We start from the raw sequence: 14,905 nt of genomic DNA on the forward strand, positions 1-14,905 counted from the left end.
TACCGGTATTTGGGGGCATAAGAGTACACTTGGGTGATGTGACTTACCCTGTAACTGGACCTGTACTTGGTGTTATCGGAGGCGGCCAGCTGGCACGCATGATGACGCCCGCAGCAACGAACCTTGGATTTGACCTTCATATTCTCGCTGAAAGCCCTACGGTGGGCGCCGTGGCAGCGGTGCGCAGCGCGCCCGTGGGAGATTATAAGGATTTAGAGACTTTGCGGGAGTTCGCTCGTGGCAAAGATGTTATTACCTTCGATCACGAGCATGTTCCCACCGAATTTTTGCACACGCTTATTGCCGAGGGGGTGAATGTGCAGCCGCATCCGGATGCGCTGCAATATGCCCAGGATAAGCTCATGATGCGCCAGGCTGTAGAAGATCTTGGACTACCGAACCCGCGCTGGGCACGCGTTGAAACTTTGGATGAGCTTCTCGCCTTTGGCGATGAGATCGACTGGCCCGTGGTTTTGAAGACCCCGCGCGGCGGCTATGACGGCAAGGGCGTGATGGTGCTGGATTCTCCTCAGCACGCCCGTGAGCAGGCCGCTGCCTGGTTTGATGAGCTTCCTCACCGCACCGATTTTTCGGCGCTTTTGGCGGAGGAAAAGGTTCCGTTCACCCGCGAGCTTTCCGCTCTCGTGGCGCGCCGGGAGAGTGGGCAGGTTCTCCCCTGGCCTGTCGTAGAGACAATTCAGGTGAATTCGGTCTGTGATGAAGTAATTGCACCCGCACCGAACCTCTCCCCCGCAATTGCCCAGGCGGCATCCGATGCAGCCGTTACCCTAGCCACCGAACTTGGGGTTACCGGCGTAATGGCGGCGGAACTCTTCGAGGTTCCGGGATCTTCAGCAGGCTTCTACATTAATGAACTCGCGATGCGCCCGCACAATACCGGACACTGGACCCAGGAAGGTTCGGTAACCAGTCAGTTTGAGCAGCATCTGCGTGCGGTACTCGATATGCCGTTGGGCGCAACTGCCATGCGCGACGAAGTTGCCATTATGAAGAATTACCTAGGCGGCGAGAATGAAGATATTTTCGGTGTGTACCCGCTTGCGCTCAGTGCCGAGCCACGCGCCAAAATTCATTTTTACGGTAAAGAAACCCGCCCAGGACGTAAAATTGGTCATGTGAATATTACCGGTCGGGCAGCTGAGACTCGGGCGCTACGCGATGCCGCCGCGAATGTGGCATCTATTTTGCGCGACGGCCGCCCGCTCTAAGAGTTTGCCGGTATATTTCGCGTCCGTAGTGTCTTATTAGCTCACAGGAAGGATTGTTCATGAGCTCCCCGTACGATTCAGATAAGCCCGTTGTTGGCGTTGTGATGGGGTCAGATTCCGACTGGTCCATCATGGAAGAAGCCGCTACGGTTCTTGAAGAATTCGGCATCCCCTATGAAGCGGATGTCGTCTCAGCACACCGCATGCCTGAAGATATGATCGCCTACGGCCAGCAGGCTCATCAGCGCGGTATTCGCGTAATCATCGCCGGTGCCGGAGGGGCAGCGCACCTTCCCGGCATGCTCGCATCGGTTACCGCATTGCCCGTTATCGGTGTTCCGGTGCGGCTGAAGAATCTCGAAGGCATGGATTCCCTGCTTTCTATCGTGCAGATGCCCGCGGGGGTTCCGGTGGCGACCGTGTCTATCAACGGCGCACGTAATGCGGGACTTCTGGCGCTGCGCATCCTAGGATGCGCCACCGACGATTTCGCGCAGCAGGTGCACTCCGATCTTCTCGATTTCTCGAAGGATCTGCGCCAGAGCGCGGTAGATAAGGGAACGGCTCTGCGTGCTAAGCTCGCCGAGCATCGCGCCCAAGTTGCCGAAGAAGAAAAAGTACAGGCACCGGCGGCTCCCAAACCCGCCCCGACCGCCGACTCTACACGTGATGAAGGGGACGAACCGCAGGCTTACGTGCCCTAATGTATGGTCGTTTCTCGGTGTTATCGAGCCGTTCCGTGAAGATACGGAACGGCTCGTATTTTATCTACTCCCAAGGTCGCCTTCGCTCATCGTAACCTGCGGTTGAGGCTAAAATAGTTGGATGAGCAATATTCTTCAATCCGATATTTGGGCACGTTTTCAGCAATCTCTTGGTCATACCGTTATTCGCCACGAAGGCGAAGGCTGGTCCTATCTCGCTACCGTTGAGGGCGGGCGCACCGGCAAGTATCTTTACAGCCCCTACGGCCCGGTGGCACAGAGTGCGCAGGCTTTCGATGCCGCGCTCGACTCGCTGAAAGAAGAAGCAAAGGCTCATGGGTGCCTGTTTGTGCGCATCGAACCAATTGACTCCGCTATCTGGGGTTCGCAGGATGCAGCAGAGTTCCTGAAGGCACGCGGCGCTGCGTTGGCACCGCGCCAGGTTCAGCCTTCACACACGCAGATTATTGATCTTTCCGGCGACGAAGCTGCAATTTTGAAGGATATGAAGTCCAATAACCGCAATCTGCACCGTAATATCCACAAAAAAGGTGTCAGCATTGAGGTGTCTCAGAACCCCGAGGATATGAAGGTGCTCTTCACGTTCCTCTCTGAAACCGCCGACCGCAACGGGTTCAACCGTCAGCAGGACGACTATCTGATGCAGGTGGCAAAGACCCTCATGCCTGCCGATGCCGCGTCCCTCTATATTGCTCAGCTGACCGGCGAGGATGGTTCCAAGGAGCCTATCGCGGCGGCGTTTGTCTACGATTCAGACGATACGCGCACCTATGCCCACGCGGCGGCCTCTTTTGCGCATCGTAAGCTCTCGGCAGGCATTCCGGTAGTGACCAATTTCATCTTGGATGCTAAAGCAAAGGGTCTGAAATATGTGGATCTTTTCGGCATCGCACCCGAAGATCAGCCTGATCACGAATGGGCGGGGTTCACCAAATTTAAGAAGTCTTTCGGCGGGCGTTCGGTTGAGTACCCCGGAACCTGGGACATTCCGGTAAACGTGCTAGGCTACCGCGCCTACGGCTACGCATACCGCGCGCGTCCCGCACTCAAAAAAGCACTGGGAACCGCTCAGAAAACCGCGAAATCTACAGTAGCTAAGGTTCGCGCACGCCTGAAAAAATAACGATACTTCGGCAGCCTAGGTTCCCAGGCAGACCACGCTCGTACAATAAAGCTTGTGCCGCACTCTCAATGATTGAGAGTGCGGCACAAGCTTTATATCAAGGCGTTACTTTGTATGCGACAGAATCTCGCGCAGGCGAGAGAGACGGTGTTCAGCCTCTACCATACGTACGGTTCCCGAGGAGGAACGCATAACGAGCGACTGGGTGGTCACAATATTCTTGCCGTAGCGCACCCCGCGCAGCAGCTTGCCGTCGGTAATACCGGTTGCAGCGAAGAAGCAGTTATCGCTGGTGACCAGATCGTCAGTTGTGAGGATGCGGTCAAGATCGTGCCCCGCAGCGAGCGCCTTCTCACGCTCGGCATCGTCAGTGGGTGCTAAGCGACCCTGAATTACGCCTCCGGTGGCCTTGATAGCGCACGCGGCGACGATGCCTTCGGGGGTTCCGCCGGTACCGAGCATCACGTCAACACCGGTTCCTTCACGGCAGGCCGCAATAGCTCCCGCAACATCGCCGTCAAGGATAATGCGGGTACGTGCACCGGCATTACGAATCTCTTCAATGAGCTTAGCGTGACGCGGACGATCCAGAACGCACACGGTCAGTTCGCTTACGTTCTTACCCTGTGCCTTAGCGACCAAGTGAAGGTTCTGTTTGACGGGCAGGCGAAGATCTACGAACTCTGCGGCTTCGGGCCCGGTCACCAGTTTTTCCATGTAAAACACGGCGGAGGGGTCGAACATAGAACCGCCGTCTGCCACTGCGATTACGGAGAGGGCGTTGTCCATGCCCAATGCGGTCAGACGAGTTCCGTCGATGGGATCTACCGCAATATCGAGATTGGGGCCGATACCATCGCCAACAACTTCGCCGTTGAATAGCATGGGAGCCTTATCTTTTTCGCCCTCGCCGATCACAACGGTTCCGTTGAAGTGCACGGTCGAGAGACGGTAGCGCATCGCGTCCACGGCGGCACCGTCCGCGCGGTTCTTATCGCCTGCGCCCACCCAGGGACCGGATGCGATGGCTGCGGCCTCGGTGGCGCGCACCAATTCCATAGCTAGGTTGCGGTCGGCGTGGTTATTGTTTTCAGTCATTGCTCACCTTCGAGGTCGTTGTCATGGCCGGTTGGCTGGTTCGTTCCAGCGCTTTGAACCGGCACCTCCTGTTTACTAGCATAACGCGCCCGGCGGAATGTTCGCGTGTATTGAACGGGTTTGCGTGGGCGCATGTACCGTGGTGAACATCCGCCCAGGTGGGTGTGGGAAACGGTATGTCTTAGAGCGTATGAGAGAATGTGTGAGTGGAAAACTCTCAGAATCACGCGCATACACCGGCTGAGAGCGATGGTCAGAACGCTCATGCGCCGAAGGCTCACGCAGATGCTTCTACCGATTCATTTGTTGTGCCACAAATTACACAAAAACAGGCGAAACGCATTAATGCTCCGGCGCGCAATATGATTATTTCGATGCTGGCGATGGTGGCTATTCTCATTCCGGTGCTCTGGCTCATGCCGCAGCCGGATAAGAATCCGTACCGCCCGCAGGTGAATTTATCGCAGGTAGCGGTTGAATCTACCCAGCAGGCGGGTTTTCCGGTGGCGGTACCGCAGCTTGAGGGTTGGCACTATAACTACGCGCGGTGGACGGGTAATACTCCCGATAATATCCCGTACTTTAAGAGCGGACAGGTGACCAGTAAAAATCATTTTATTGAGTTGATCCAAGCGAAGGATACAAACCCTACCTGGGTGGCTCAACAGGTCGATAACGCCGCGAAACAGGGCACCGAATCTATCGGCGGCGTGGAGTGGGAAGTACGTTCAGCCACCTCAAAGAAAAATAATGAAAAAGTGTACTCCTACGTGGCGCAGGTGCCTCACGGTAACGGTGAGACGACAACCGTGATACTCACCGGCACGGCAGACCCGGCGGAGTTTGCCCAGTTGGCGGATGCGACGGTCGCCTATATGAAAGCGCCGACGATGACGGTCTCCCCGGGTGCATCCAATACTTCTAATATTTCGTGATCTTCTCTAGCAAAATGTACGGTCTGTTTTCGGTAAAATAGAGGGAAGATACCTCTCACTTTAAGGAGCCTTCTATGGGTTCTCGTCCGGTTCAACCCACCGCTGAGTATGTGTTGGAACGCCTGCAAGAGGGTAACGCACGCTTTGTACGGGGCGAGCTTTCGCATCCGCACCAGGATGTGGCACGTCGCGACGAACTCACAGGCGGACAGTTTCCTTTCACTACGATTTTTGGGTGTGCGGATTCGCGTACGCCACCGGAACATATCTTTGACCTGGGTCTTGGCGATGCCTTTGTGGTACGCACCGCAGGGCAGGTTCTTGATGATGGTGCCCTTGGTTCGCTGGAATATTCCATTACCCAGTTCAAGACGCCGGTGCTGATCATTATGGGACATCAATCTTGCGGGGCTGTTCAGGCTACCTGCTCGTCGGTGGAATCGGGGCAGCTTCCGGGCGGATTTATTACGCGAGTAGTTGAGACTATTCAGCCTACAGTGCTGGCCCAAGAACTTCCCCACGGCGAGAAGCCAAGCCAGTATGTGAACGAGATGGTACGGGCTCATACGTCTGCGACGGCTTCCCGTCTGCTTCAGGAATCGCGCATTATTGCCGATGCAGTTGCTCGCGGCGAGACCATTGTGCTGGGTTGCTTCTACCATTTGGATTCCGGCGCGGTCGATATTGTCTTTGACTCGCGCGAGATGAAGTAGTTCCTACGCGTTTTATATACGAGGAGGCGGTGGCCAACGCCTCCTTCGTGTTATCCACCCGAGAAAAACAACATAATCCCAGAAGCTCCAACAGGCTTTACTTGAGTTCATACGGTACCGCCACACAACCCCACAGCGTGGTGAGTATCATCATGCACGGTATTCCCCAAATGTTCCGATTTTTACACGAAGGGTATGAAAACCCGCCATTTTGAGCCCTAAACTAGAGTTATGGCTGAAAATATTGAATACCGCATTGAACATGACACCATGGGCGAAGTTCGCGTGCCCGCCAACGCACTCTACCGTGCACAGACTCAGCGCGCGGTCGATAACTTCCCGATTTCGGGGCAAACCCTCGAATCAGCCCATATTCGCGCTCTTGCCCTCGTTAAGAAGGCAGCCGCGACCGCCAATGAGGAACTTCAGGTGCTCGATGCTGAGCGCGCCCAGGCTATCCGCGAGGCGGCGGATCTGGTAGCAACCGGTGAGTACGACGAGCATTTCCCCATTGACGTCTTCCAGACCGGTTCGGGCACCTCGTCGAATATGAACACCAACGAGGTTCTGGCAACGTTGGCAACCCGTTCCCTGGAATCACGAGGCATTGAAGTTCACCCCAATGACCACGTGAATGCTTCCCAGTCTTCCAACGATGTTTTCCCCACTTCCGTGCACGTTGCCGTGACTGAGGCACTGGTCAAAGAGCTGATCCCTTCCCTTGAGGTTCTCGCTGCTTCGCTGGAAAAGAAGTCCGTAGAGTTCAAAGACGTCGTCAAATCCGGACGCACCCACCTGATGGATGCAACCCCCATTACCTTAGGCCAAGAATTCTCTGGCTACGCCGCTACCGTGCGTTACGGCATCGAACGTGTGAACGCTTCCCTGCCCCGCGTGGCTGAGGTTCCACTAGGCGGCACCGCAGTGGGTACCGGTATCAATACCCCAGCGGGCTTTTCGGCACGTGTGATTGAGCTGCTTGCTGAAGAAACCGGTCTACCCCTGACCGAGGCACGTAACCATTTCGAGGCGCAGGCAAACCGCGACGGTCTGGTTGAGGTTTCCGGTCAGCTGCGCACCCTTGCATACGGTCTGATGAAAATCAGCAACGATATCCGTTGGATGGGTTCAGGCCCGAACACTGGTTTAGGCGAGCTGCACATCCCCGATCTGCAGCCCGGCTCGTCCATCATGCCCGGCAAGGTAAACCCGGTGATTTGTGAGGCTACTATTCAGGTTGCGGCACAGGTAATTGGTAATGATGCGACCATCGCGCTTTCCTCCACCAACGGAGCCTTCGAGCTGAACGTGGGTATTCCAGTAATGGCGGCTAACCTGCTCCAGTCCATCCGTCTGCTCGCCAACGTTTCTCGCGTGGCGGCTGAGAAGATGATCGACGGCCTGAGCGCCAACGTAGAGCGTTGCCGCTTCCTGGCGGAAGCATCGCCCTCGACCGTAACCCCGCTGAATAAGCTCATCGGGTACGAGGCCGCCGCAAAGATTGCCAAGTATTCCGTGGCAAACAAGGTCACTGTGCGTGATGCCGTGGTGGCTTTAGGTTACGTTGAACGCGGCGAGGTCACTGAGGCTCAGCTCGATGAAGCCCTAGACGTCACCAAGATGCTGGGTAACTTCTAGTCCGAGCATATCGTTTTCACGCGAACAAACACTCCTAGAACATAGTTGAGGGGCCTCTACACGATGTGTATAAGCCCCTCAACGTTTGAGCTAAGACCCGCGGTGCGGGCGGATAGATAAATCTCTATCTCAGAATTTTGCTCGGTCTATTTGCCTTGTTCGTACTGATAGATGAGTTCCGCGAAGTCGGCGCGAGTAACGGCGCCATCGGGCTGGAACCAGTTTTCGGACCAGAAAACAAGACCCCTCTTCTTCAGCCAAGTACTCTCCCGGTAGAACGGGGAATCAGCCGTCATATCGGCATACAGGGATTGTTCCGGTAGGTTCACGCCAGGTTCCCCAGCGTAACGGTACAAAAACGCAGCCATACTGGCGTGAGATGCAGCCGCCTCGGGGCGGAAATGACCGTCACTCCAACCGAAGCTGATACCGCTTTCACGTGCCCAAATAATCTCCCGGTAATGCGGGTGTTCCGGGGTAACATCCACATAGGGAGACTCCTGCGGAAGAGTAACCTGAGGGCTTCCTGCCAGGCGGTAGAGGGCCACAACGGATTGTTCGCGGGTTATAGCATCGTAGGGGCGGTAATAGCCGTCCGCGCTATCGACAAGCTGCCGCTGCGAAGCCCAAAGAATCGCATCGCGATGTGCGGTACGATCGCGCACATCCTTGAAATCCGATTCGGGTGTAGGTTTCTCACCGGGTGCGGGTTTGGGGTTTGGTGCGGGTTCGGGGCCCGGCTGAGGCTCTGCCGGTTTGGGATTTGGAACCGGTTGATCCGCAGTCGTTAACGGGAGCTTTTGGTGGGCTTCGAAGATAACATCGTCCTTCGGGTCCTTTGGATATACCCCCGTACTAAGCTCGTATACGTGCCCGGTTTTGAGGGTATTCGCGGGAATGGTGAAGGTGGTCTGGAAGGTACCGTCGGTAAAGCCATCGTAGAGGTCTTTCTCTTCCACCCGGTAGGTATAATCCACTGGATGAGTGAGAACCGCGCCCGTTGGTTTGCCAGTCTTCTGGTCTATCTCGTTAATAACGAGGTTCATACTCTGACCCTGTATCTCGGCGTTGCCAGAGCCATAATATCCAGTACCGGTCACAGTAATCTCGGTATCGATGGTCGGGTTCACAGCGGGAACGCTCACGTTCAGCTGCGGTGCTTTACTCTCCGAGGAAAACTCAACATCCAGGTATTCAGTCAAAGCGTTGTTTGCCAACATTCCGTCGGGATTGATGATCTGGGTTCCGATGCGATAGCTGCGGCGTGCATCCAGACCTGCCGGATAGGGAAGCGCAGTTTCAAAGAGGCCGCTCTGCGAGAGCTCCTCGGCAGAAACTTTCACCGATGACACGGTTCTTTCCTGAGTAACAACCTGACCTCTGGGCCAATCACCCTCAATAAGAGAAACCTGCAAGTATCCGCCTTGAGGAATAAACTTTGGGTCATAGCCGGTACCGCGCACCTTCACGGAGTCTTCCACCAACGAGTTAGGCTTACCCTCGACTTCCAGATTGGTGTTCTGACGTGCGACCAGCACCGGTGCCTGGGTGTTGTATGCCGTGGTGGGCAAGATTTCATATCCTTGCGCCTGCTGCGTTGTCGAGGTCAGGGTACTGCTGACGACGTAATCGAGTTCCGGATGGAAATCGTTCAGCGGCAGCGGCTGGGTATTCAAATAGACCTCAAAGGTTCCGTCATGAATCTGCGATGCGGGAACATTCACATACCCCAGGTTATATACGCCGTATTCCGTAGTGAAATATGGGGAATTAGCTGGTGTATCTGAAGGGGTAACTTTGAGGCTGACCTGCTGATCTGCCGCCACACCGTAGAAACCGGTTCCTTTGATTTTGAGCGTCTTCCCGTAGTAGGGGTTGACTTCATCGGGGGTTTCGACCACGAGCTGCGGAGTTGCTTGAGGTTCCTGATCGGCCACAACCTGCGGGGTCACCGTAGCGGTGGATGCAGGGGTTGAAGCACCAGGATCGGTGACAGCTCCCGCTGGGGTCAGCGGAAGCACTAAAGCGCCTGCCACCACGAGGGCACAGGCGCTACGTCCGAGAGCATTTCTGGCTCTTCCGGGCGATTCGTTAGGTGAATTGTTTGTAGGGTAGATAAGAGACATTATTATTCTCCATTTGTATAGATGTGGTTGGGAGTGAGCGAGTTAAATCTCTCAACACTCATATTCACCTTATCAAAGCTTTAACTCAAAATACAGGGTTTTCCTATTTAAAAATTTCTTCTGACACATAATTTAATTCTTATCCTAGCAATGCACACACTATAAATATTACCCACCCATCCAACCTACTTCCCTGAAATATCAACGATATATACCCCATAAAGCAACATATACTTTTCATAAATACACCACATGCTCATTATCACAATGTTATGCACAGGTTTATTTTTAACGGTGTGTTGCATCTGAAAAATACATAGATATTTTCGGTGGTAATCTTCTATAATTTACAGATTTTAGATTTTTACAAGAAGCCGAAATTAATGCATAAAACCCCCATTTTTATTTTTCTCAGATATGAACAACGGTAAATACGAGAAAAATACTTAGATACAACCTTGGGAGTACACACGGTCTCCAACGCATCACACACAGGTATACACAGGCGCGCAGCTCACTTGCCTTGAGGACACGAGAGGGAATAATTTAGCGATTACCGAGAGGATTCAGGTCCATCTTTGGGTGCGTGAGATACATAGTCAAAACGGCAATGTCCGTCATAGTTCAGCGCCGCATCAATGCGGTCAAGCATCCGCTCAGAGAGCATAGAACGCTCCTGAGGATCCGTCACATCTACCCATCGCACCTGGGAAGATTCCTCGTCATTCACTCGTGCCTGCCCGGATACCCACCGGCACAAAAACGTGTGATCTAAAAACTGGCAGCGATCCCCGTTGCTAAAGCGCATCGCGGGGTCAGCCTTGACCTGAGCAAGCTCTAGAACCTCAATACGCACGCCCGCCTCCTCATAGGCTTCACGTATGCAGGTAAGCGCCGGGTTCTCGCCAGGATCGACAATACCCGTCACGGGAGTCCACCTGCCGTTATCGCTGCGTTTAACCAGCAGTACCTTGCCATCCTCATCGCGACGGATCACTGCGGTAGCGCCCGAAAGCCATAAATATTCGTGACCAATTTTCTTGCGTAAATTCACGATGTACTCGGGGGTAGGCATCAAAGATCCTTTCGTCGATCGATGGTTTTGGCCCGAGGCCTTTAGAACGATAGGAATGAGTAGCTTGGCGCCAAAACCGCCGCTATCATTCCTATCAGCATAAACGGTCCGAAGGCTATGCGGGTGCGCCGTGTAACGGACCTGCTCAGTACCAAAACCACGGTGCATAATCCGCCCACAATAAAGGTCACCAATGTTGCCCACAACAGGTTAGCCCACGAGAAGTAGCCGATGAGTCCGCCCAGCGCGAGAGCAAGTTTCACGTCCCCTCGGCCCAGCGCCCCGAAGGAGAGCATTCTCATCAGGACGTAGAAGGCCCAAAGTACGAGACCACTCCCCCATACACGCAGGATAGTTCCCCACTGTCCGCTCAGAGCAGCAATAACCGGCAAAGCGGTGTGGGTGGCAAACACGAAAGGGAATACGATGCGGTTCGGTAGCCTGTGTTTCCGCAGATCCCAGCCCCACAGTTTTACCGTGCACCCGGCTGCGTACAGCAGGTAAAGAATCAGCAGAATACCGGCGATCCAGCCGGATACTCCCTGTGTAAAGAGTTTCGAGAGTTCTTGAAGCATGAGTGGCTAAGATCCAAAGCGGCGGGTGCGACCCGCATAATCCCGCAGGGCACGCAAGAAATCTACCCGCGTAAAATCAGGCCAGAGAGCCTGGCAGAAATAGAATTCCGAGTAGGCGCTTTGCCAGGTCAGAAAGCCCGAAAGGCGCTGCTCACCAGAGGTACGAATCAGCAAGTCAGGATCGGGCATATCGCGGGTGTACAAGCGACGCGAAATATCCTCGACGTTCAGGGTACCTGCCAGATCGCGCATCGAGCGGCCCTGAACCTCGGCGTCAAGAATAAGTTCACGCACCGCATCCACAATTTCTTGGCGTCCGCCATAGCCAACCGCGATATTTACGCGCACCCCCGGCAGGGGCGCGGTCTCTGCTATAACCCGCTCTAGGGTGTTGCGAAGCTCGTGGGGAATAAGGGAAACATTACCAACCGCGTGCACGGGTCCCCGCTGCGCGGTATGCAGCCGCTGCAGAAATTCGTCGATAACGGCAATAAGCCCGGTAAGTTCATCGGCGGGTCGCTTGAGATTTTCGGTCGAAAGCATATATAACGTGACCTGAGGTATGCCCAAATCGGCGCACCAGCCCAGAAAGTCAATGATGCGCTCGGCCCCCGCCGCGTGCCCCTCACGGGTGCTCAGCCCCCGCTGTGCAGCCCAACGCCGGTTGCCATCCACCAGCACACCAATGTGTGTGGGAAGCATCTGCGGGGTTAAAGAAGTTGCCATAGAGCGTTCATAGACGCTCGGTTCCGGGGAGGTTCCCGGTTCAGAGGGAACCCCATGCACGGTAATAACGGGCAGCGCCAGAGTATCAGCGGGTGCCATGCTGATCGTCCTCGGACTCTGTATCCTGCTGGGCTTGGGCTTGCTCGGCCTCTTGAGCGGCTGCATATTGTGCACGGTACCGCAGACGGCGAGTACGCCGGGTCATGTCGATGCCAAGAATAATGACGAGGAGGGATAGCGCCGCAGTCGCAAAGAAACCGCCAATACCGGGCGAACCTGCAACGGACCCATCGGGGTTGGCGGCTGGGGTGTTGTCTGCTGCGAGCGCAACACCGTGAGCGGCAAATGCCACAAGGTCGGGGACTGTGGCGAGCGTATCAAGAATGAGGTGGCTCATGACTATCCTTCTGAACATTCCGGTTTCTAGCGGTAAGCCGGTCATGTGTGATTGTCTAAGTCTTCATTCTACCGCGTGACATCTTGTATATTCCCGCCTGAGGTTCATGTTTCAGCTGGGAATGCGCCAAGAGTTTAGCTATGTTCACAGTACTCAAGGCCCGCAAGCCTCTGCATCGCCAAGGGGCACCGCATGATCGCTTACGGAGGCTGTAGGCTAGAAAAATATACCGTCACTCAGGGAATGCTCCGGCAGAGTTACCGGAACCCGCGAGTCGATAAGTGTATAGTCCTCCCAGGGCCAAATATGCTTCTGCTCATCGGTAGAGATCGCAAAGAAAATACCTTGCGGATCCACCTGTGAGGAGTGCGATAAAAGCGCCTGATCGCGATGGATGAAGTAGTCACTGCAGAGAATTCGCGTGGTGGTTTCGTGCCTGGTGCCGTCTTGGGCATCATTGAAACGGTGCGCCATATGTTCGATGAAACCTTCAAAGACGCTCTCGCCCCGCTGATCGAGCAGGTACTCGTGCAGAGCGACGGTGCGTTCGGGGTTGAAGGCACGATCATAGTAAAGCTTTAGGGGTTTCCAGGGTTCGCCTTCCCCCACGTATGCTTCGGGGTCACCAGCCTTTTCGTAGGCCTCGACGGCAACCTTATGAGTCATGATGTGGTCGGGGTGCGGGTATCCTCCCACCTCGTCATAGCTGAGAATAATATGAGGCCTGTACTCGCGTACGAGTCTTACCAACGGTGCGGCGGCCTGTTCGAGAGGCAGTGTACCGAAGCTGCCGAAAGAAAGTGGGGGAAGAGGGTCGCCTTCGGGCAGACCGGAATCCATGAACCCTATCCATCGATGTTCGATGCCTAAAATCTCAGCAGCACGGGCCATTTCGGTGCGGCGTAATCCGGGCAGGTCACGGTGTGCTCTGGGAGTGTTACGAATTTCTTCGTTGAGGATGTCCCCGCGTTCACCGCCTGTCATGGTGGCAACCATATAGCGGGCGCCGCGGGAGGTATAAGCGGCAGCGGTCGCGGAACCTTTAGAGGATTCGTCGTCCGGGTGAGCGTGGACGGCTAGGATGCGCAACCCTGCGTATTCCTCATCAAGAGGTTTAAGATCCTGCACTGCGGGATGTTCAGGCAGAATTGCTTTGATTTTTTCTAGCGCGTCGCTCACGTTAATCCTTATGATGACAAAGGGCTTATACTGTGGGGTTTAAAATGGTAGAGATTAAGACCATCTCCTAAAAGTGTAATCATACAGAAATAGCGCAAGAAAACCACTCTAAATGAAGCATTATGACGGTGTAAAGTATCGTGATGCAGACCATCTTCTGTACCGCATCGTCCACTAGACACCACGAGAAGAAAGCTATGACAGATCCTTCACACACGCAGGCGAGCGAAACGGCAGCTACCGGTTCTCATGCCGATACCCTAGCGCAGCGCTATGGCGCCAAACCTGTTCGGCAGCGTGCCCTCTCCACGCGAATGTGGGTGCTTCTTGCTGCCTGTGTTACGGTTGTGGCGGGCGCTTTTGTGGTGTGGGTACAGATAGATTCTCAATCCCGCCCAAGTGCACGCGATACCGGGTTTACCCTCATCAGCAATGACGAGGCGCAGGGACGTTTCGAACTCTCTAAAAACCCACAAGACACCGCGGTTTGTTCGCTTAAGGCGCTTAATTCTTCCCGTGTTGCGGTGGGATGGGCCGACGTCGAAATTGGTCCTAACAGCGCAGAGCAGGGCAACACCCGAGTCACACAACACAGCGCGAACCTGCGCATACTCTCGGAGGCAACCACAGTTACCGTGGATTCCTGTCGGCTTAAATAGGCGTATCACACCCACGATTCGGTGAGCGCTCAGCGAAATGATACACGCCCTAACACTCAGATATTTAGGGCATGTGTACTTTCTGCCCTAGAATAGGGTGATACTTTCCAGGGGAGAACCCCCAGACCAACGCGCCGGTTTTATACCGGAGCATAACCAAAGGAGAAGCATGGCTGAAAGCAACGGCGCATGGCTCACTCAGGACGCATACGATCGGCTGACTCAGGAGCTTGAATATCTCTCAGGTCCGTATCGTCAAGAAATCGTTGACCGCATCGCCGCCGCTCGCGACGAGGGAGACTTGCGTGAGAACGGCGGATACCATGCGGCACGCGATGAGCAGGGTAAAAACGAAGCTCGCATCAACCAGCTCAAGCATCTTCTGGAAAACGCCCAGGTCGGAGACGCCCCCAGCGATGACGGTGTGGTTGCCCTCGGCATGGTTATTGAGGCCGAAGTAGCTTCCCGTTCCATGAAGTTCCTGCTGGGCTCTCGCGAAATTGAGGAGACTCTGCCCGCCAACTCTGATTTGAAGGTCTTCTCGGAAAAGTCTCCGATGGGTGCGGCGATTCTGGGGGCCAAAGAAGGCGATGAAGTCACCTATCTTGCTCCCAACGGCAAGGAATTGACCGCGAAGATTGTTTCAGTCAAGCCTTTCCAGGGCTAGAATCACGAAGCTTTAAACGCACGGTGGGGTTCGGTTATAT

At 54.8% G+C, this 14,905-nt stretch carries 15 protein-coding genes; 8 read left to right on the top strand and 7 right to left on the bottom strand.

What is annotated here, in order from left to right:
* Positions 1-38: 38 nt before the first annotated feature.
* The 3 genes from HMPREF3016_RS01810 to HMPREF3016_RS01820 all read left to right on the top strand — a co-directional run bounded on the left by HMPREF3016_RS01810 (position 39) and on the right by HMPREF3016_RS01820 (position 3,077).
* Positions 39-1,229 (top strand): 5-(carboxyamino)imidazole ribonucleotide synthase, encoded by a 1,191-nt coding sequence (locus HMPREF3016_RS01810; protein ID WP_070739877.1) that lies wholly within the window; start codon positions 39-41, stop codon positions 1,227-1,229.
* 59 nt (positions 1,230-1,288) lie between these two features.
* Positions 1,289-1,933, top strand: coding sequence for a 5-(carboxyamino)imidazole ribonucleotide mutase (gene purE / locus HMPREF3016_RS01815; protein WP_037231852.1), 645 nt, complete (start codon positions 1,289-1,291; stop codon positions 1,931-1,933).
* A 121-nt stretch (positions 1,934-2,054) separates the two neighbouring features.
* Positions 2,055-3,077 (top strand): lipid II:glycine glycyltransferase FemX, encoded by a 1,023-nt coding sequence (locus HMPREF3016_RS01820; protein ID WP_004006092.1) that lies wholly within the window; start codon positions 2,055-2,057, stop codon positions 3,075-3,077.
* Positions 3,078-3,182: 105 nt separating this feature from the next.
* Here HMPREF3016_RS01820 and glpX read toward each other — a convergent pair whose 3' ends face one another.
* On the bottom strand, positions 3,183-4,175 hold the full coding sequence (gene glpX / locus HMPREF3016_RS01825) for a class II fructose-bisphosphatase (RefSeq protein ID WP_070739708.1): 993 nt from the start codon (positions 4,173-4,175) through the stop codon (positions 3,183-3,185).
* 206 nt (positions 4,176-4,381) lie between these two features.
* Here glpX and HMPREF3016_RS01830 point away from each other — a divergent pair, with 206 nt between their 5' ends.
* From HMPREF3016_RS01830 to HMPREF3016_RS01840, 3 genes are all read left to right on the top strand, one after another.
* Positions 4,382-5,110: a DUF4245 domain-containing protein gene (locus HMPREF3016_RS01830; RefSeq protein WP_070536240.1), complete on the top strand. Its 729-nt coding sequence runs from the start codon at positions 4,382-4,384 to the stop codon at positions 5,108-5,110.
* 74 nt (positions 5,111-5,184) lie between these two features.
* Positions 5,185-5,823, top strand: coding sequence for a carbonic anhydrase (locus HMPREF3016_RS01835; protein ID WP_070739711.1), 639 nt, complete (start codon positions 5,185-5,187; stop codon positions 5,821-5,823).
* 231 nt (positions 5,824-6,054) lie between these two features.
* Positions 6,055-7,461: a class II fumarate hydratase gene (locus HMPREF3016_RS01840; protein ID WP_004006088.1), complete on the top strand. Its 1,407-nt coding sequence runs from the start codon at positions 6,055-6,057 to the stop codon at positions 7,459-7,461.
* Between the two features lie 146 nt (positions 7,462-7,607).
* On the opposite strand, the gene HMPREF3016_RS01845 is transcribed toward HMPREF3016_RS01840, so the two are convergent.
* The 6 genes from HMPREF3016_RS01845 to mca form a co-directional block, all read right to left on the bottom strand.
* A complete protein-coding gene (locus HMPREF3016_RS01845; protein WP_083315857.1) occupies positions 7,608-9,587 on the bottom strand; it encodes an S-layer homology domain-containing protein in 1,980 nt (659 codons plus the stop codon).
* 553 nt (positions 9,588-10,140) lie between these two features.
* Positions 10,141-10,662: an NUDIX hydrolase gene (locus tag HMPREF3016_RS01850; RefSeq protein ID WP_004006086.1), complete on the bottom strand. Its 522-nt coding sequence runs from the start codon at positions 10,660-10,662 to the stop codon at positions 10,141-10,143.
* Between the two features lie 41 nt (positions 10,663-10,703).
* A complete protein-coding gene (locus HMPREF3016_RS01855) occupies positions 10,704-11,237 on the bottom strand; it encodes a prepilin peptidase (protein ID WP_070739716.1) in 534 nt (177 codons plus the stop codon).
* A 6-nt stretch (positions 11,238-11,243) separates the two neighbouring features.
* Entirely contained in the window at positions 11,244-12,062 is an 819-nt protein-coding gene (gene uppS / locus HMPREF3016_RS01860; protein WP_070739720.1) for a polyprenyl diphosphate synthase, read from the bottom strand.
* Positions 12,049-12,360, bottom strand: coding sequence for a hypothetical protein (locus HMPREF3016_RS01865; protein WP_238382352.1), 312 nt, complete (start codon positions 12,358-12,360; stop codon positions 12,049-12,051). Before HMPREF3016_RS01865 ends, uppS begins: the two co-directional genes overlap by 14 nt.
* A 216-nt stretch (positions 12,361-12,576) precedes the next feature.
* Positions 12,577-13,539: a mycothiol conjugate amidase Mca gene (mca, locus tag HMPREF3016_RS01870; RefSeq protein ID WP_048754426.1), complete on the bottom strand. Its 963-nt coding sequence runs from the start codon at positions 13,537-13,539 to the stop codon at positions 12,577-12,579.
* A 197-nt stretch (positions 13,540-13,736) separates the two neighbouring features.
* On the opposite strand from mca, the gene HMPREF3016_RS01875 reads away from it, so the two are divergent.
* Together HMPREF3016_RS01875 and greA are read left to right on the top strand one after the other, a co-directional pair.
* Positions 13,737-14,198 carry a DUF4307 domain-containing protein gene (locus HMPREF3016_RS01875; protein ID WP_048754427.1) on the top strand — a complete coding sequence of 154 codons (462 nt, stop codon included), beginning with the start codon at positions 13,737-13,739 and terminating at the stop codon, positions 14,196-14,198.
* 169 nt (positions 14,199-14,367) lie between these two features.
* Positions 14,368-14,865: a transcription elongation factor GreA gene (gene greA / locus HMPREF3016_RS01880; RefSeq protein ID WP_004006080.1), complete on the top strand. Its 498-nt coding sequence runs from the start codon at positions 14,368-14,370 to the stop codon at positions 14,863-14,865.
* Positions 14,866-14,905 lie beyond the last annotated feature (40 nt).

This window comes from Rothia sp. HMSC065D02 (assembly GCF_001815285.1).
Lineage (GTDB): Bacteria > Actinomycetota > Actinomycetes > Actinomycetales > Micrococcaceae > Rothia > Rothia dentocariosa.